Genomic DNA, 15,870 nt, shown 5'->3' on the forward strand with positions numbered 1-15,870 from the left:
AGGCGCCCGTCCTCAATGCAGCACAAGCATGTCGCCGGACGAGAACGAAATCTCGGCCTTTTCGCCGACGGCAGGCGGCGGCGTTGCCGGGCTGTTGAATGTGTCTAGCGAGACCGTGCTGCCGCCGATGCCGACGCGCACCCGGATCACCGAACCGAGGAAATGCACCTCGGCGATTTCGCCCGAAAGGCTGGAGTCGCGGCCGGGGTGGCGGCCGAGCGAGATCGCCTCGGGCCGCAACGCCAGCGACAGCGTGTCCCCGGACTTCGAGCCGTTGAGCTTGCCCTTGAGCGAGACCTCTTGCGAGTTGACGCGCACCTTGCCCGAAGCCGCGTCGGTGACCGTGCCTTCCAGCACGTTCAGCGTGCCGACGAAATTGGCGACGAATTTGGTTGCCGGCCGGTTGTAGATCTCGAACGGCGTGCCGACTTGCTCGGCCTTGCCGCCATACATCACAGCGATGCGGTCGGAAATCGACAGCGCCTCTTCCTGATCGTGGGTGACGAAGATGGTGGTGATGCCGAGCTTCTTCTGGATCGAGCGGATTTCCTCGCGCAGCGATACGCGCACCTTGGCATCGAGCGCCGACAACGGCTCGTCGAGCAGCAGGAGCTTCGGCTTCGGCGCGATGGCCCGCGCCAGCGCGATACGCTGCTGCTGGCCACCGGAGAGCTGATAGGGATAGCGATCGCCCATCTGCGGCAGCTTGATGAGGTCGAGCATCTCGGCAACGCGCCTGTCGGCATCGGGCTTGGGCATGCCCGCGACCTTCAGCCCGAAGCCGATGTTCTGCGCCACGGTCAGATTCGGAAACAGCGCGTAAGCCTGGAACACCATGCCGACATTGCGCTGGTTGGGCTTGAGCCGGGTGATGTCCTTGCCGGCCACCACGATCTTGCCGGCGCTCGGCTCCTCGAAGCCGGCGACCATGCGCAGCACCGTCGTCTTGCCGCAGCCCGATGGCCCGAGGAAGGAGACGAATTCGCCCGGCTCGACGTCGAGGTTGAAATCCTGCACCACGGTGATGGCGCCGAAGGATTTTTGCACCTGCTGTATTGAGAGGAATGGCTCGGCCATGACTTTTTCTTTCGATCAGTTCGGGCGGTTTGCCGATTTCGGCGCGAAGCGCGACAGGATCTGGATCAGCGACATGCAGCCCCAGGTGATGGCGAACGAAATGATCGCCAGTGCCGACGGCTCATAGGCACTGTTGGCGCCGATGTTCTGCAGATAGGGGCCGAAGGCTGGGCGATTCAACAGCGAGGCCATGGTGAACTCGCCGATGACGATGGCAAAACTCAGGAACGCGCCGGATAAGACGGCGATCAGTACGTTCGGCAGGATGATGCGGGCGATGATGGTGGTCCAGCCGGCGCCGAGGATTTGTGCGGCTTCGGTGAGCGTTCTGACGTCGATGGTCCTGAGACCGGTATCGACCGCCCGGTACATATAAGGCAGCGCCAGCACTGCATAGCCGATGACCAGCAGAACATCGGTGCCGCGCGCTGTCGCCAGGAAAGGCAGCGTTGAATTCGAACCGAACATTCTGATGTAGCCGAAGACGATGACGATAGCGGGAATAACCAGCGGCAGCAGAGTGATGAACTCTATGAGCGGCCGCAGATTCGGTAGCCGCAGCCGAATCCAGTAGGCCGTCGGGACAACGAGGAGCACGCCCAAAAGAATGGTGAAAACCGCCACAACGACGGAGTAGGTAAATGTCGTCTGGAAATTCGGATCTTCGAAGACTGAGCGGTAGGCGTCAAAGGAGTATTCCCCGCGCCGCTTACGCAAGGAGAATTCAAAGGTCGCCAAAAGCGGCAGGACAAAATAGGCGGTTCCCACGCCAAAAACGAGCCAAGCCCAAAAGCGGCTGCCTTGCTTCATTTCAGCCACCGCTCGGCTCGCCGTTGGAACAAGATATAGAAGAGGTTGGCCAAGCCGGTGATGACTATCATGCCGAATGCAAGCGCGTAGCCTAGATTCGGATTGTAAAGCACGTCGCCGCGAATCTGCGCGAACAGCTGGATGGGCACGATGTTGAGTGACGGCCCCGTCAGTGCATAGGCTGTTGCGACCGCCCCGAACGCGTTGGCAAAGAGGAGGACCGTCGTACCGAGAAAACTCGGCCATAAGACCGGGATGACCACCATGCGCCAATATTGCCAATTGCTTGCGCCGAGCGTGGCGGCAGCTTCACCCCATTCCTTCTTCAGCCCATCGACCGCCGGCGTGATGATGACAATCATCAATGGAATCTGGAAATAAAGGTAGGTGAGGATTAGGCCCCAAAACGAAAAGATACTGAAGCCGAGCGAATAGATGTTGATGCCGAAAATGTCTCGCAACAGGATTGTCGCCACTCCGAGCCGACCTAGCGTCGCGATGAACGAGAATGCCAGCGGCACGCCGGCGAAATTCGAGGCGACGCCCGAGAAGGTCAAGGTCGCCGAGCGTAACCACGACGGCAAACCTCCGCGAACGACTGCCACGGCCATTGCCAGGCCGATCAAGGCGCCAAGGATCGCAGAAACAAAGCTGATCTGAATGGATACCCAATAGGCCGCCGCGAGCTTGGGTTGCGACAACGCTATGATGTTATCGAGCGTATAGTCGCCAGCTGCATTTTTGAACGCGCCCGCGACCAGCCCTACCGTGGGCAAGATCAGAAAGAGCAGCGCGAAAATGAAGAACGGAGTTACGCCTAACCAATGCAGTGGCAGCCGAAGGCGGCTGATCTCCGGCGCGCCAGGACTGACGCTGGCTGTCTGGGACATTGTGGAATCTGCCATGGAGTTCCCGAAGTTGGCATAGGGCGCCGGGCGGCGAACCGCCCAGCGCCCTATGAATTACTTCACGACGGCGCCAACGATGGCATCCCAGTTCGTGCTGATTTCCTTCTTGGCAGCGTTCTGTTCCTCCAAAGTAGGGAAGACCGCTTTTTCATAGTTCTCGGCGGCCGGCAGCTTGTCCAGCATCTCCTTCGGGATCACGCCCTTCTTGGCGAGATCGTTGAAGCGGATCGGGTGGCAGTAGCCCTTCAGCCAACCGAGCTGGCCTTCGTCCGAATAGAGATACTCCATCCACAACTTGGCGGCATTCGGGTGCGGCGCATAGGCACTGATCGCCTGAACGTAGACGCCTGCGACCACCGCTCCCTTTGGCACGACGATTTCAATTTCCGGATTGCCGGCCATCTTGTCGCGCATGGCAAGCAGGTTGTAGTCCCAGTTCATCACGATCGGCGTCGTGCCCTGGGCGACAGCTGCCGCTTCAGCGTCGACCGGCACGAAGTTGCCGGCATCGTTGAGCTGCTTGAAGAATTGCAGACCCTTGGCGGCGGCGTCCTGGCCGCCGGTACCACCAGCCGCGAGGCCCGAGGCGTAGACCGACATGACGGCGTTGTTCGACGTGCGCGGGTCACCGGCGAGCGCCACCGAGTTGGCATATTCCGGCTTCTGCAGGTCAGCCCAGTCCTGTGGCGCGTTCTGCACGACGGCTTTGTTCACGCCGAAGGCGAGCACGCCGTAGTAGTCGCCGGTCCAGAAGCCATCGGCATCCTTGGCGCTGTCAGGGATCGTATCCCAGGTCGACACCTTGTAGGGTTGGATCAGGTTATCTGCCTTGGCGGACGGGCCGAAAGACAGGCCGACGTCGATGACATCAGGCGCCTGCGGGCCTTTATTGTCCTTGTTGGCCTTGATCGCCTCGATCTCGTCGCCGGAGCCGGCATCGGGATTGAGTTCGTTGACGGTGATCCCCGGATATTTTGCCTTGAAGCCGGCGATGACGTCGCCATAGCCGCACCAGCTGTGCGGCAGGGCGATCGTGGTGAGCTGGCCTTCCGCCTTGGCTGCGGCGACCAGTTCATCCATGGACTGGGCCGACGAGATGGCAGAGGTCGCCATCAGGGCGACGGCCGAAAGGGAAAGCAGTTTTCCCGTGAATTTGAACATGTGTTCTCTCCGTTGAACTGACGCCGTTGGACGCCTGCGATGCGGTATCGTTTTCGTGTGACAGCCAGATGAAAGCTTTGTGAAAGCGATGCCCTGCAGTACGAAAAAGTAAACTCTTTTTAACCGGCTGTAGCAATCGCTACGCCGTTATTTTTCCGGCTAACTAGTTTCGGCCTTGCCTTTCATCCTTTCCCCCTTTCTTCGCCTCTTTTTTCCCAAATGGATTTGCAATGCTGAAGTTGCCTCAGACGGCGCCGGCGATGGCGTTTTCCAGCAGCGTCAGCGCCGCCTTCTTGGTCAGCTTGACCGGGTTGCCGCCGGCGGTCGGATCGACCACCGCCATGTCGGCGATCAGGCCCTTGCGCTTCTTGTCCATGTCGAGCCCCTTGATCAGGCCGGGCAGCGCGTGCGGCACCTTGAGCTCCTTGCGCAGCTTGACGATCGCCTTGGCAAAGCCGTCGAAACCGCCCTTGATGCCGCAATAGGCGGCGAGCCGGGCGATGCGCGGCTCGATCGCCTCGCGATTGAAGGCCAGCACATAGGGCATGAACACTGCGTTGGTCATGCCGTGGTGGGTGTCGTAGAGCGCGCCGATCGGATGCGACAGCGAATGAATGGCGCCAAGCCCTTTCTGGAAGGCGGCGGCCCCCATGGCGGCGGCGCTCATCATATTGGCGCGGGCGACCAGATCCTTGCCGTTGGCATAGGCTTTCGGCAGGTTTTCGAAGACCAGCCTGATGCCTTCCACGGCGATGCCGTCGGCCATCGGGTGATAGCCCGGCGCGCAATAGGCTTCGAGGCAGTGGGCGAGCGCATCCATACCGGTGCCGGCGGTGATGAAACCGGGCATGCCGACCGACAGTTCCGGATCGGCAATGACGATCGCCGGCAAAAGTTTCGGATGGAAGATGACCTTCTTGGTGTGGGTCGCTTCATTGGTGATGACGCCGGCGCGGCCGACCTCCGAGCCGGTGCCGGCCGTGGTCGGCACCGCGATGATCGGCGCGATCGCATCGGCATCGGCGCGCGTCCACCAGTCGCCGACATCCTCGAAATCCCAGACCGGCCGCGTCTGCCCGGCCTGGAAGGCGATCAGCTTGCCGAGGTCGAGTGCCGAGCCGCCGCCAAAGGCGATGACGCCGTCATGCTTGCCCTTCTTGAACACGGCGATGCCGGCGGTCAGGTTGGAATCGACCGGGTTCGGCTTGACCTCGGAAAACACGCCATACGGCACCTTGGCGTCGTCGAGGATCTTCAGCGTCGAGGCCACCACCGGCAGCTTGGCCAGTCCCGGGTCGGTGACGAACAGCGGCCGCTTGATGCCGGTCGCCGCCAGCACCTCCGGCAGTTCCTTGATGCGTCCGGCGCCGAAGCGGACGGTCGTCGGGTAATTCCATTTGGAAACGAGTTTTGTCATTTCGACCTTCTGACTGCTTTCATGCTCTCGGCTGTTGTTAATTCACAAAGGTATTGGCCACACGGTCTGACCGCATCATGTACGGAATCCAGATGGCTGCGGCCCAGACCGAACGGTAAATGTCGCGCATCGTTTCTTTATCGAACGCATCGTCCAGCGATGGAAAGCTGTCGGGAAAAGCCAGATACCCGGCCCATGAATCGACAACGGAATATATCGGCATCGCGAATGCCCAAATCATGTACCAGCCGGGGAATATCTGCCAGCACTTGAACATGAAGAACAATAATAGGGCCGGGGCCGTAAGGTTTAGTATGCCGGATATCACCAATTCGACAACAATCAGCACACCTTGGGACAAACTGAAGGCCTGCCAGTTCTGTAACATGCCGAGATAGTCGGTATTGTGCAATTGTACCAACCCTAGTATCGGGGTGAGCATTAACCCGAGCATCGGCAGGACAAGCCAACCGCCGATACCCTCGGGACCTTCACGATCCGGCAGCGCCGATTGTTGCGTGTCCGCCATTACTCCCTCTCAACAGCGATCGTTGGCTTGCCGATCGCCACCTTAGATCACCTCGCGCAGATGGTATGATTTCGGCCTGGTCAGATTGTCGTAGCCGATGGCCGACAGTGCCGCGCCCTTGCCGGTGTCCTTGACGCCGGTCCAGACCAGCGCCGGATCGAGATAGTCGCAGCGGTTCATGAACACGGTGCCGGTCTCGACGCGATCGCCGATCGCCGCCGCATGGTCCGTGTCGCGCGTCCAGATCGAGGCCGTCAGCCCATAGGGGCTGTCGTTCATCAGCGCGATCGCCTCCTCGTCGTGGCGCACCTTCATGATACCGACGATCGGGCCAAAGCTTTCCTCGCGCATCACGCTCATCTGGTGGTCGACCTGGGTAAGCACTTCCGGCGCCAGATAGGGCGAGCCTTGCCTGTCGTTAGCCACCTTCATGTCGATGTGCGCCTTGGCGCCCTTGCGTAGCGCCTCCGCCTTTTGCTCGCGGATCAGGTCGGCGAAGCGCGCCTGCGCCATCGGCCCCATGGTGGTCGCCTGGTCGAGTGGATTGCCGACGACGTAGTTCCTGGTCTCGGCGATGAAGCCTTCGACGAATTCGTCGTAGACCTTCTCGTGGACATAGACGCGCTCGATGCCGCAGCAGCACTGGCCGGAATTGAAGAAGGCGCCGTCGACCAGATTGGCAACGGCATGGTCCATCTTGGCGTCCGGCAGCACATAGGCCGGATCCTTGCCGCCAAGCTCGAGGCCGAGCGTCATGAAGGTGCCCGCCGCCGCCTTTTCGATGGCGCGGCCGCCGGCGACCGAGCCGGTAAAGTTGACATGGTCGATCTTGCCGGAGCCGAGCAGCCTTTCGGTCTGCGCATGGTTCAGAACGAGGTTCTGGAACAGGCCCTTGGGCAGGCCGGCTCTGTCGAACGCCTGCTGAAACCGTTCGCCGACCAACAATGTCTGTGCCGCGTGCTTGAGGATGACGGCGCTGCCCGCCATCAGCGCCGGCACGATCGTGTTGACGGCAGTGAGATAGGGATAGTTCCACGGCGCGATCACCATGACCACGCCGAGCGGCACCTTCTTCACATAGCGGCGAAAGCCGTGCTTCGGGTTGGAAGCCATGACCGGCTTCAGTGCCGCCTCGGCGATCTCGACCATGTAGCTGACGCGTTCCTTGACGCCGCCGAACTCACCGCCATAACGCACCGGCCGGCCCATCTGCCAGGCGATCTCCGGCACGATCTCGTCGCTCATGGCGACCAGCGCTTCCAGCATGGCAAGCATGTACTTGCCGCGCTCGACGACCGGCGTCTGCGCCCACTTCTCCTGCGCCGCCTTGGCGCGTTCGACCGCGGCACCGATCGCCTGGTCCGTGGCCAGAGGCCGTTCGGCATAGATCGAACCGTCGATGGGGGATTTTATCTTGACCGTTTCGGTCATGCCTTGGGTCCTCGCATTCTACAATAATTCTCGTTGGTGACGCCGCTCTGGAAGGGACGAAACACCGGCGTTGGCCCCGTTCTTCACAGCGAGCGGGTAAAGGTGAGGGGCGGGCGGCGCCGACGTTGCCAGGTCATTTAATACCGCTCGAACCCCCTGTGCAGTTCCCAGTCGGTAATCCGGCGGTCGTATTCGAACTGTTCCCAGTGTGCCGTGTGGACGTAATGTTCCAGCACATCGTCGCCGAGTGCCTGCCTCAGCATCTTCGATTCCACCAGCGTCGCGGTAGCGTCGCGCAATGTCTTTGGAATTTCAGGCAACTGCGAGGCCTGGTAGGCGTCGCCGACGAAGGGCTTCTGCAGTTCAAGCTTTTCATCGATGCCGGCAAGCCCGGCCGCGATCAGCGCGGCGAAAGCCAGATAGGGGTTCAAATCGGCACCGCCGATGCGGCATTCCATGCGGATGCCCTTGGTGCCCTCGCCGCAAAGACGGAAACCGGCGGTGCGGTTGTCCTCGCTCCACATGATCTTGGTCGGCGCAAAGGTGCCGGCCTGGAAGCGCTTGTAGGAGTTGATGTAGGGCGCCAGGAACCAGGTGAATTCCTTGGCATATTTGAGCTGGCCGGCCGCCCATTGCTGGCCGAGTGTCGACAGCGTCCACTCAGCATTTTTGTCGTAGAACAACGGCGTCTTGCCGTCGGCGCTCCATAGCGAATTGTGGATGTGGCTGGAATTGCCGGCGAGTCCGTAATTGTACTTGGCCATGAACGAGATCGCCTTGCCTTCGGACTCGGCGATTTCCTTCGCGCCGTTCTTCAGGATGACGTGGCGGTCGGCCATGTCGAGCGCCTCGGCATAGCGAACATTGATCTCTTCCTGGCCGGGACCCCACTCGCCCTTGGAATTCTCGATCGGGATGCCGGCCGCCTCCATCTCGTTGCGCAGCCGGCGCATGACGCCCTCTTCCTTGGTGGTGATGCCGATCTGGTAGTCGCCGATATAGGGCGATGCCGTCTCGAGGCGTTGCCAGTGCTTCCTGCGGGCGGAATCGTAGGTCTCGCTGAACAGATAAAATTCGAGCTCGGACGCGAAATAGCCGATATAGCCGCGTTCCTGCAGCCGCTTGACCTGCTTCTTCAGCATGGCGCGCGGCGAATGCGCCAGGTCGTCATGGGTGTGGTGGTCGAGCACGTCGCAGATCACCAGCGCCGTCTTCTCCAGCCACGGAATGCGCCGCAGCGTCGCAAGGTCCGGCTTCATGACGAAATCGCCATAACCCTTCGACCAGCTCGCCGCCTTGTAGCCGGGCACCGGTTCCATATCGATGTCGGCGGCCAACAGGTAGTTGCAGCCATGCGTCTCGTCATGCGCGGAATCGACGAAATACCGGGCCAGGAACCGCTTGCCCGCAAGCCGCCCCTGCATGTCGACGATGCAGGCCAGCACGGTGTCGACCTCGCCGCTGGAGACCGCTTGCTTCAACTGATCGAACGAGAAATTTCCGGCCATTCTTACGGCACTCCAGCGCTAGTCGTTTTGAAAAGGGAATGAAACCATGGCCGGCGCGATGCCGGCCATGGTCATGAGAGAGCGTCAGGCGCCGGCTTCGCCGACAGCTATCTCGGCTGCCTTGATCGCCGCCTGGCGCTTCGCGATCTGGTCGCCGATGGGCGGACCCTGGAAGCGGCGGTTCTCGAAACCGAACCAAAGCACCGCAGTCAGTACAATGAAGCCCAGGGTGATATAGAGCACTTTGTCGTTCGGCGGCTGGATGGCGATGTAGAAGATGATCGCCATGCCGATGACCGACAGGATGCAAAACAGCTTGAACAGGCCGGCACCGAGATTCCATGGGCCGGGATTCGGCCATTTCGCCGTTCCGAAAGCCATCATGCCGAGCGCGATCGGAATGGTGAAGGACAGGAACAGGAACACCAGCGTCGAATTGACGACGATGGTGTAGATGTTGGTGCCGCCGATCGAAATGAACTGGGCAAGAAAGACATAGATGATCTCGAGGATCGCAGCTGTCCAGATGGCATTGACCGGCGTGCGCCAGGTTGGGCTGACTTTGGCGAGCCCGGCCGAACCGACCGGCATGCCGCCGTCGCGAGAGAAGGCAAACAGCATGCGCGAGGCCGAGGTCACCGTAGCGAGGCCGCAGAGGAACTGCGAGATCAGGATGGCCAGATAGAGCAGTGTCCTTAACCATCCTGGCAAGATCGCGTTCATGGTTTCGAAGAACACGGCCCACCCTTGCTTGGCGCCTGCCGCCATATCCGGAATTGCCAGCACGATCGCGCACAGCATCACCCAGCCGATCAGCGACGACCAGAGCACGGATGAAACGATTGCCCGCGGAACCGAGTGCGCCGCCCTCAACGTTTCTTCCGAGGTATGCGCCGACGCATCATAGCCAGTAATGGTGTAAACCGGCAGCAGCAGGCAGAGCAGGAAGAGATACGTCATGGAATCGGACTGCGGGAAAACACCGCCGCCCGCATCGCCCGAATAGTTCGTGAACGTCCACAACCGGGTGATGTCGATCGCTGGAGCAAACACCAGGCAGGCGACGATCAGCACCGCCGTCGCTCCGAGAATCAGGAAGCCGGACGCATCCGTCAGCATGGCGGTCAGCTTGATGCCGAAATGGTTGAACAGCGCCTGAAGGACCGTGATAATGGCAACAAAACCAACGACTTGAGCCGGAGACGCAACACCGTCGGTGGTAAGCCCTGCGCCGAAGGTCCCGTAGAAAAACAAAGACGTTCCGATGTTGATCGCGCCGAGCACGGTGATCAGGCCGAGCAAATTGAGCCATGCGGTAAGCCAGCCAGTGAAACGGTTCCCCAGAATGGATGCCCAGTGATAGAGGCCGCCGGCGGTCGGAAATGCCGAGGCGATCTGGGCCATGGCGAGCGCGAAAAATCCCGAAACCATGCACCCGACGATCCAGCCGATACCAGCGCCGGCGCCACCGATGGACGATGTCGCCTGCGCGAAGGAATTGATGCCGCCTGAGAGGATGCAGATGATCGAGAACGAGATCGCGAAATTCGAGAAGCGGCTCATGCTTCGCGACAGTTCCTGAGCATAGCCCATTCCGTGGAGAACTTTCAGGTCCTCCTTCTTGTCACCTTCGCTGTAACCCGGTGCTACCATTTTGAAGTCCCCTTTTGGTTTCTTAGCTGGCCGATTGAACTGACTTTCCGACTGCGCTTGGTCTGGAGGCCTTGGCCGCTTCGGGCTCCAGATTGAGAAAAATACCCGTGAGCAGATCCGCCCATTTCCGCTGCCCGGCTGCGCCGGAGATCTCGTCGTTGCGGATTTCGATCATTGCGCAGGGCAGCCCGCGCGAGCGGGCATGGCGTTCCAGCGTGAAATAGACGCGGTCGGCCGGCGAATAGGGTTCGTTGACGCCGACGGTGACGCCGGCGACCCGCTGCAGCGCCGCGATCAGCGGCGCCGCCAGCCGGCGGTCCTCGTCGTGGATAACGCCGATATGCCAGGGCCGGCTGCTGCCCTTGTAGACCGGGGTGAAAGAATGGACCGAGACCAGCCGCGTCTCCCGTCCGGCCGCCAGGCGCTCGTCGATGATCGTCGCGATCCGGTCGTGGAACGGCCGCCAAGCGAGCGCGATGCGCGCCTCCCGCTGATCGGCCGAAAGCCCCTGATTGGCCGGGACCACGGTTTTTTCGCTGGCGCTGACCGTCACTATCAGGTCCGGTGCATCGAGCGGGCGGTTGCAGTCGATGACGAGCCGCGAAATGCAGGTCTCGACCAGCGTCGCATCGAGTGCCTCGGCCATGCGGCGCGCCACCGGCAAGGCGCCGGGATCCCAGGCGATGTGGCGGGAAAGCTCCTCGGCGGCAAGTCCGAGCGTTCCGAATTCCGGCGGCAGGAAATTGGAGGCGTGGTCGCAGGTTAGCACGAAAGGGCTCAATCCGCCGGGGTTCGTCACCCTTACGGTTTCAGGCGATGCAAGGCTGGCGGGCCGTGCTGTCTCCATTGTCTGCCGTCCCCGGGGAGCGCTGTACCGTATGTTACGTATTTTGCCTCATTGCGTCCCTACGGATGATTTCATACAGTTTGGCCGGCTTTGTCAAACGCGATTTCGATAATGCGGTAACGGCCCGGCCAGGGTGGGGAAAAACATGGTTTCCAGCATTGCCGAACTGATCTCCGACCGCATCGGCACCATGCCGGCCGGCGAGCGGCGCGCAGCGCAAACGCTGATCGCCAGCTATCCGCTGATCGGGCTGAAGACGGTCGCCGAATTCTCGGCTGCCGCCGGCGTATCGTCGCCGACGATCCTGCGTTTCGTCGCCCGGCTCGGCTTCCAGAACTATCCGGAATTCCAGTCGGCGCTGCAGGACGAACTGGCGGCGCAATTGCAGTCGCCGGCCTCGCGCACGCTCAATCCGCCATCGCCGGGCAGCAGCGCCGTGTCGCCGATGCTGGAAGCGACGCTCGACAATATGCGCGAGACCTTCCGGCACCTTTCGGATAAGCAGCTTGCCGACATCGTCGCCAAGCTGGCCGACCGGCGCGGCAAGACATTCCTGATCGGTGGCCGCTTCACCGACCCGCTGGCGCGCTACATGGCCGCCCACCTCGCCATCATCCAGCCCAACGTTTTTCACCTCGGCGGGCAGGAAAGCGTCTGGCGCGACCGGCTGATCGACATGGGTAAACGCGACGTGCTGGTGATCTTCGACATCAGGCGCTACCAGGACAGCCTTGTCCGCTTCGCCGAGACGGCCAACCAGCGTGGCGTGCAGATCGTGCTGTTTACCGACCAGTGGCTGTCGCCGATCGCCCGCTTCGCCCGCCACGTCATCGCCGGGCGCACCGCCGTGCCTTCGGCCTGGGACTCATCCGCCGCACTTTTCGTCGTCGTCGAAACGCTGATCGGCGCCGTCACAAGGCAGCTCGAGGCCGACGGCACCAAACGCATCCGCGAGTTGGAAAGCCTACGGTAGAGCGGCCCTTCGGGCGAACGGTCTTCGTTGGGGTCTAGTCAACCAAAAGGCTGACCATCTGCAGGATCAGGATCAGCAAAAAGACGCCAAAGACAGACGCAAAGACCGCTGCCAACAGGACGATGCGTTGTTTCTTACCCACAGCTCCCTCGGGAAGGCATAGCTCCCCCACGATCACGAACGTCAGTCCTGCCTATCGCTCGGCTACCGTCCCAAGTCCTCAAGATCTGCCTGCGGCTTGGGCGGAGGAGTAATGACGAGTTGCTTCACGCGCGAAATGAACCGCTGGCCAAGGTGCTCGCTTAGGGGGACGGCTGCATCATTCATCCGACCCATGTCACGGCCGAATGACCACCTTGCTGCTGGGGCTTAACCATTTCAGCCGCAAGGCGTGCCATCGCCCCACTCCAGCTACTTTACCCGTGGCAAGGGTGATCGAAGTTCGGCTAGCCTTGGCGACGCGAAGCCGCTCATTGACCCACCATCAAACAGCGGTGAACTGCGCGGAGGAATTCGATGAGCTATCTGGACGAGCTGTTCTCAGTCGCCGGCAAGACGGCGCTGGTCACCGGCGCCGCCACCGGCATCGGCCGCATGGCGGCGACCGCTCTGGTCAGGGCCGGCGCCTCGGTGATGATTGCCTCGCGCAAGGGCGAGGATTGCGCCAAGGTAGCGGACGAGCTGAACGGGCTTGGGGCATCCGGCCGGGCCGAGGGTTTCGCCGGCGACGTCTCCAGCGAGGCCGGCATTGCAGCGCTTGTCGCCGAGGTCAGGGCGCGGACCGAACGGCTGCATATCCTGGTCAACAATGCCGGCATCTCCTGGGGCGCGCCGCTGGAAAGCTTTCCCTATCATGCCTGGGCCAAGGTGTTCGGCGTCAACGTCACTGCGGTCTTCTATGTGACGCGCGAATTGCTGCCTCTGCTCGAGGCTGCTGCCAGCGAGGCCGACCCGGCCCGGGTGATCAATCTCGGATCGGTGATGGGCACGCAGCCTTTGGCCGAAGACGCTTACTCCTACTCGGCCTCGAAGGCTGCGGTTCACCACCTGACACGCATCCTGGCGATCGAGTTGGCCGCCCGACGCATCACCGTCAACGCCTTTGCGCCCGGCCCTTTCCAGAGCCGGATGACGGCCTTCGCCACCGGCACCGAAGACCAGGCAAGACATGTCGGCAACCACGTTCCGATCGGCCGCATCGGCGCGCCGGATGACATTGCCGGCGCAACGCTCTATTTGTGCAGCCGTGCCGGCAGCTATGTCACCGGCGCCATCCTGCCGATCGATGGCGGGCAGTCGGTGCAACACGGGCTGACATTGTTCAAGGAATGAGACGCACGCCATCCGGCGAGTGAAATGCCGGGGGTGAAGATGGAGGACATCAGCGTGGAACCGATCAGTCTCGATGTGCTTCTGGCCAACGTCGGCAAGGAAGTCGGCGTGTCGCCATGGCGGGTGGTCACGCAGCGCATGATCGACCAGTTCGCCGATGCCACCGACGACCATCAGTTCATCCATTGCGATCCGGAGCGCGCCAGGCGCGAGACGCCGTTCGGCGGCACCATCGCGCACGGCTTCCTGTCGCTTTCGCTGTTGTCGGCAATGACCTTCGAAACCATGCCGCCGCTGGAAAACAGCAAGATGGGCGTCAATCACGGCTTCGATTCGCTGCGCTTCCTGGCGCCGGTGAAAACCGGCTCGCGCATCCGCACCCGCTTCGTGCTGGCCGATGTCAAGGTCAGGCCGTCGGGCTGGGTGCAGACTGCGCACGACGTGACGATCGAGATCGAGGGCTCGAAAAAACCGGCGCTGACCGCGCGCTGGCTGACGCTGACGCTGATCGAACGCCAGCCGGAAGCGGTTTGACTGGCATCCGGGCCTGGGAACCTAAATCTATTTGGCTTCGGCCGCGACGTACTTCATGTGGCGGCTCACCTGCAGCGCAATGTAGACGACCAATGAGCAACCGATTGGGAACACGATCTCGTTGAGGCCGGTTGCGATAGCCTGTGGCAGTGCCAGAGCAGCGTCGTTCGCCGCGGCCGTCTCAATCGTCAGCACCGTGATGCCGCCACCGAATACCGCGCCTATCAGGGCGCCTGCCAGCGCGAAATGAAGCGGTCGGGGTTCTTCCTTCGATGCCAGCGACGCCAGTATCCAGCCGAGCAGCCCGTATTCGATCGCCCGCAGGACGCCCAGCGTCGTGAGCGACAGGATGGCCGGCTTTGCCGCCGCGTCGAGCGCGCTGACCATGACCTTTTGCGTCCCCTTGGCGATGCCCATGGCCAGCGGTGCCGAGATCGCGGCGATCAGGCCGCCGAGCGAGGCTCGCACTTTGGCGAGCGCCGTGCCGAGGCTGACGCCGGCGCAGACGAAGAACGACCAGGTCACGCCTTGCGCCAGTTCGATCAGGATCAGCGTCGTCGCCGGGTAGGAACCTGCCGCAAATCTGACGGTCAGAATGAGAGCCTCCATGGCGAAGCCGAGCGCGATCGCCAGCCATGCGACCATGACGACGCGCCTGAGCGCCATCCTGGCGCGATGGGAAAGCGGGTTCACGTCCGGCACGCCGGACGAAAGCTCAGTCAGGGCCATGTTGGCCTCCCAGATCACAATTCTTGCAGAGCCGCGAATTAGCGTTTGTCTGTAACAGTCCGATGTTGCCGGCTTTATTGCCGGGTTACATCGTTTTGTGACGTCAAGCTTCTGCTTCGTGCCACCCTTGCCCGACGTCGTACAGCGTATATATGCTGCATCCAGCCATCAGTTATTAAAGGCAGTCGAACAATTGCAGCTAAGCGTCCAGGAGCGCCGCGAAAAACAAAAGGCCGAACTGCGTTCCGAACTTGTCGACGCCGCGCACAAGCTTGTCCAGGAAGAAGGCTATGACGGCCTCACCATCCGCAAGCTCGCCAAGCGCGTCGGCTATGCGCCGATGTCGGTCTATTCCTATTTCGCCGACAAGCAGGACATCCTGTTCGCGTTGGCCGAAAACGCCTTCGAGACCCTGGCCAGGCACATCGAAAATCATACGGCCGACGACCCGATCGAGGCGCTCAAGGCGGTGCTGGTCGAATATGCCGCCTTCGGGCTCGAGAATCCCAACGAATACCGCACCGTCTTCATGACCGAAAAAGTCAGGCCGCCGGCCGGCAAGACGTTCGCCGAAATGCAGAGCGGCAACCCGGCGATGAAAGTGCTGATCGAGAGGGTCGAGGCCTGCGTTGCCGCCGGCAGGCTCAAGGGCGATCCGCGCGCCATCGCCACCATGCTGTGGGCGGTCGGCCACGGCGCCATCTCGCTGCTGATCACCTTCCCGTTCTACCCGTTCGGCGACCAGACGACGTTCATCACACGGATCGGCAACATCATGCTCGAAGCGATCGCCGCGCACGAGATTGCGCCCCTCGGCCCGCCGGTCAACTGCTGAGGAGCGGCGCTCCTCCCGATCTGTAAAATCTTTCTCCGAACGATCCGCGCTCCGGTGCCGAGCGTCCGGCAATTCCTGCGCCTAATTTCTCCGTACGTGTACGATTTTTGCTTGAACTCCCTCAGC

The 15,870-nt window shown here is 61.6% G+C and carries 16 protein-coding genes; 4 read left to right on the forward strand and 12 right to left on the reverse strand.

Features of this window, described 5'->3' with window-relative positions; genetic code table 11:
• Positions 1-12: 12 nt before the first annotated feature.
• The 10 genes from NKH29_RS11725 to NKH29_RS11770 form a co-directional block, all read right to left on the reverse strand.
• Positions 13-1,077 carry an ABC transporter ATP-binding protein gene (locus NKH29_RS11725; protein ID WP_352963652.1) on the reverse strand — a complete coding sequence of 355 codons (1,065 nt, stop codon included), beginning with the start codon at positions 1,075-1,077 and terminating at the stop codon, positions 13-15.
• Between the two features lie 15 nt (positions 1,078-1,092).
• Positions 1,093-1,887 (reverse strand): ABC transporter permease, encoded by a 795-nt coding sequence (locus tag NKH29_RS11730; RefSeq protein ID WP_352494691.1) that lies wholly within the window; start codon positions 1,885-1,887, stop codon positions 1,093-1,095.
• Positions 1,884-2,777 carry an ABC transporter permease gene (locus NKH29_RS11735; RefSeq protein ID WP_352494690.1) on the reverse strand — a complete coding sequence of 298 codons (894 nt, stop codon included), beginning with the start codon at positions 2,775-2,777 and terminating at the stop codon, positions 1,884-1,886. The genes NKH29_RS11730 and NKH29_RS11735 overlap by 4 nt, the downstream gene beginning before the upstream one ends.
• A gap of 72 nt (positions 2,778-2,849) precedes the next feature.
• Positions 2,850-3,956, reverse strand: coding sequence for an ABC transporter substrate-binding protein (locus NKH29_RS11740; RefSeq protein WP_023719042.1), 1,107 nt, complete (start codon positions 3,954-3,956; stop codon positions 2,850-2,852).
• Between the two features lie 244 nt (positions 3,957-4,200).
• Positions 4,201-5,373: an iron-containing alcohol dehydrogenase gene (locus tag NKH29_RS11745; RefSeq protein ID WP_023719041.1), complete on the reverse strand. Its 1,173-nt coding sequence runs from the start codon at positions 5,371-5,373 to the stop codon at positions 4,201-4,203.
• A gap of 37 nt (positions 5,374-5,410) precedes the next feature.
• Complete coding sequence (locus NKH29_RS11750) at positions 5,411-5,902, reverse strand: DUF2569 domain-containing protein (RefSeq protein WP_352999631.1); 492 nt, start codon at positions 5,900-5,902, stop codon at positions 5,411-5,413.
• Between the two features lie 42 nt (positions 5,903-5,944).
• Positions 5,945-7,333 carry an aldehyde dehydrogenase family protein gene (locus NKH29_RS11755; RefSeq protein WP_352494687.1) on the reverse strand — a complete coding sequence of 463 codons (1,389 nt, stop codon included), beginning with the start codon at positions 7,331-7,333 and terminating at the stop codon, positions 5,945-5,947.
• 137 nt (positions 7,334-7,470) lie between these two features.
• Positions 7,471-8,841, reverse strand: coding sequence for a glutamine synthetase family protein (locus NKH29_RS11760; RefSeq protein ID WP_352999633.1), 1,371 nt, complete (start codon positions 8,839-8,841; stop codon positions 7,471-7,473).
• Positions 8,842-8,925: 84 nt separating this feature from the next.
• Positions 8,926-10,494, reverse strand: coding sequence for an amino acid permease (locus tag NKH29_RS11765; RefSeq protein WP_352494685.1), 1,569 nt, complete (start codon positions 10,492-10,494; stop codon positions 8,926-8,928).
• Positions 10,495-10,516: 22 nt separating this feature from the next.
• The gene (locus NKH29_RS11770) at positions 10,517-11,341 is read right to left on the reverse strand and encodes an N-formylglutamate amidohydrolase (RefSeq protein ID WP_352484629.1); all 825 of its coding nucleotides are present in this window, start codon (positions 11,339-11,341) and stop codon (positions 10,517-10,519) included.
• 145 nt (positions 11,342-11,486) lie between these two features.
• Here NKH29_RS11770 and NKH29_RS11775 point away from each other — a divergent pair, with 145 nt between their 5' ends.
• Positions 11,487-12,314, forward strand: coding sequence for a MurR/RpiR family transcriptional regulator (locus tag NKH29_RS11775; RefSeq protein ID WP_023719035.1), 828 nt, complete (start codon positions 11,487-11,489; stop codon positions 12,312-12,314).
• A 34-nt stretch (positions 12,315-12,348) separates the two neighbouring features.
• On the opposite strand, the gene NKH29_RS11780 is transcribed toward NKH29_RS11775, so the two are convergent.
• A complete protein-coding gene (locus tag NKH29_RS11780; RefSeq protein WP_352484631.1) occupies positions 12,349-12,492 on the reverse strand; it encodes a hypothetical protein in 144 nt (47 codons plus the stop codon).
• 338 nt (positions 12,493-12,830) lie between these two features.
• On the opposite strand from NKH29_RS11780, the gene NKH29_RS11785 reads away from it, so the two are divergent.
• Both NKH29_RS11785 and NKH29_RS11790 read left to right on the forward strand, forming a co-directional pair.
• Positions 12,831-13,646 carry an SDR family oxidoreductase gene (locus NKH29_RS11785; protein WP_023719033.1) on the forward strand — a complete coding sequence of 272 codons (816 nt, stop codon included), beginning with the start codon at positions 12,831-12,833 and terminating at the stop codon, positions 13,644-13,646.
• A 39-nt stretch (positions 13,647-13,685) separates the two neighbouring features.
• Positions 13,686-14,180 (forward strand): MaoC family dehydratase, encoded by a 495-nt coding sequence (locus NKH29_RS11790; RefSeq protein ID WP_031194015.1) that lies wholly within the window; start codon positions 13,686-13,688, stop codon positions 14,178-14,180.
• Between the two features lie 27 nt (positions 14,181-14,207).
• Here the strand turns inward: NKH29_RS11790 and NKH29_RS11795 are convergent, their stop codons facing one another.
• Positions 14,208-14,909 (reverse strand): hypothetical protein, encoded by a 702-nt coding sequence (locus tag NKH29_RS11795; protein WP_156948069.1) that lies wholly within the window; start codon positions 14,907-14,909, stop codon positions 14,208-14,210.
• A gap of 193 nt (positions 14,910-15,102) precedes the next feature.
• Here NKH29_RS11795 and NKH29_RS11800 point away from each other — a divergent pair, with 193 nt between their 5' ends.
• The gene (locus NKH29_RS11800) at positions 15,103-15,744 is read left to right on the forward strand and encodes a TetR/AcrR family transcriptional regulator (RefSeq protein ID WP_352590534.1); all 642 of its coding nucleotides are present in this window, start codon (positions 15,103-15,105) and stop codon (positions 15,742-15,744) included.
• The last annotated feature ends 126 nt before the right edge of the window (positions 15,745-15,870 follow it).

It is taken from the genome of Mesorhizobium sp. M1295 (assembly GCF_040318135.1).
Taxonomy (GTDB): Bacteria; Pseudomonadota; Alphaproteobacteria; order Rhizobiales; family Rhizobiaceae; genus Mesorhizobium.

Excerpts from the sequence above, each read along its gene's own strand:
- NKH29_RS11730 (WP_352494691.1), bottom strand. The coding sequence starts at position 1,887 with ATGAAGCAAGGCAGCCGCTTTTGGGCTTGGCTCGTTTTTGGCGTGGGA.
- NKH29_RS11740 (WP_023719042.1), bottom strand. The coding sequence starts at position 3,956 with ATGTTCAAATTCACGGGAAAACTGCTTTCCCTTTCGGCCGTCGCCCTG.
- NKH29_RS11725 (WP_352963652.1), bottom strand. The coding sequence starts at position 1,077 with ATGGCCGAGCCATTCCTCTCAATACAGCAGGTGCAAAAATCCTTCGGC.
- NKH29_RS11795 (WP_156948069.1), bottom strand. The coding sequence starts at position 14,909 with ATGGCCCTGACTGAGCTTTCGTCCGGCGTGCCGGACGTGAACCCGCTT.
- NKH29_RS11775 (WP_023719035.1), top strand. The coding sequence starts at position 11,487 with ATGGTTTCCAGCATTGCCGAACTGATCTCCGACCGCATCGGCACCATG.
- NKH29_RS11790 (WP_031194015.1), top strand. The coding sequence starts at position 13,686 with ATGGAGGACATCAGCGTGGAACCGATCAGTCTCGATGTGCTTCTGGCC.
- NKH29_RS11765 (WP_352494685.1), bottom strand. The coding sequence starts at position 10,494 with ATGGTAGCACCGGGTTACAGCGAAGGTGACAAGAAGGAGGACCTGAAA.
- NKH29_RS11755 (WP_352494687.1), bottom strand. The coding sequence starts at position 7,333 with ATGACCGAAACGGTCAAGATAAAATCCCCCATCGACGGTTCGATCTAT.
- NKH29_RS11750 (WP_352999631.1), bottom strand. The coding sequence starts at position 5,902 with ATGGCGGACACGCAACAATCGGCGCTGCCGGATCGTGAAGGTCCCGAG.
- NKH29_RS11745 (WP_023719041.1), bottom strand. The coding sequence starts at position 5,373 with ATGACAAAACTCGTTTCCAAATGGAATTACCCGACGACCGTCCGCTTC.
- NKH29_RS11760 (WP_352999633.1), bottom strand. The coding sequence starts at position 8,841 with ATGGCCGGAAATTTCTCGTTCGATCAGTTGAAGCAAGCGGTCTCCAGC.
- NKH29_RS11770 (WP_352484629.1), bottom strand. The coding sequence starts at position 11,341 with ATGGAGACAGCACGGCCCGCCAGCCTTGCATCGCCTGAAACCGTAAGG.
- NKH29_RS11785 (WP_023719033.1), top strand. The coding sequence starts at position 12,831 with ATGAGCTATCTGGACGAGCTGTTCTCAGTCGCCGGCAAGACGGCGCTG.
- NKH29_RS11735 (WP_352494690.1), bottom strand. The coding sequence starts at position 2,777 with ATGTCCCAGACAGCCAGCGTCAGTCCTGGCGCGCCGGAGATCAGCCGC.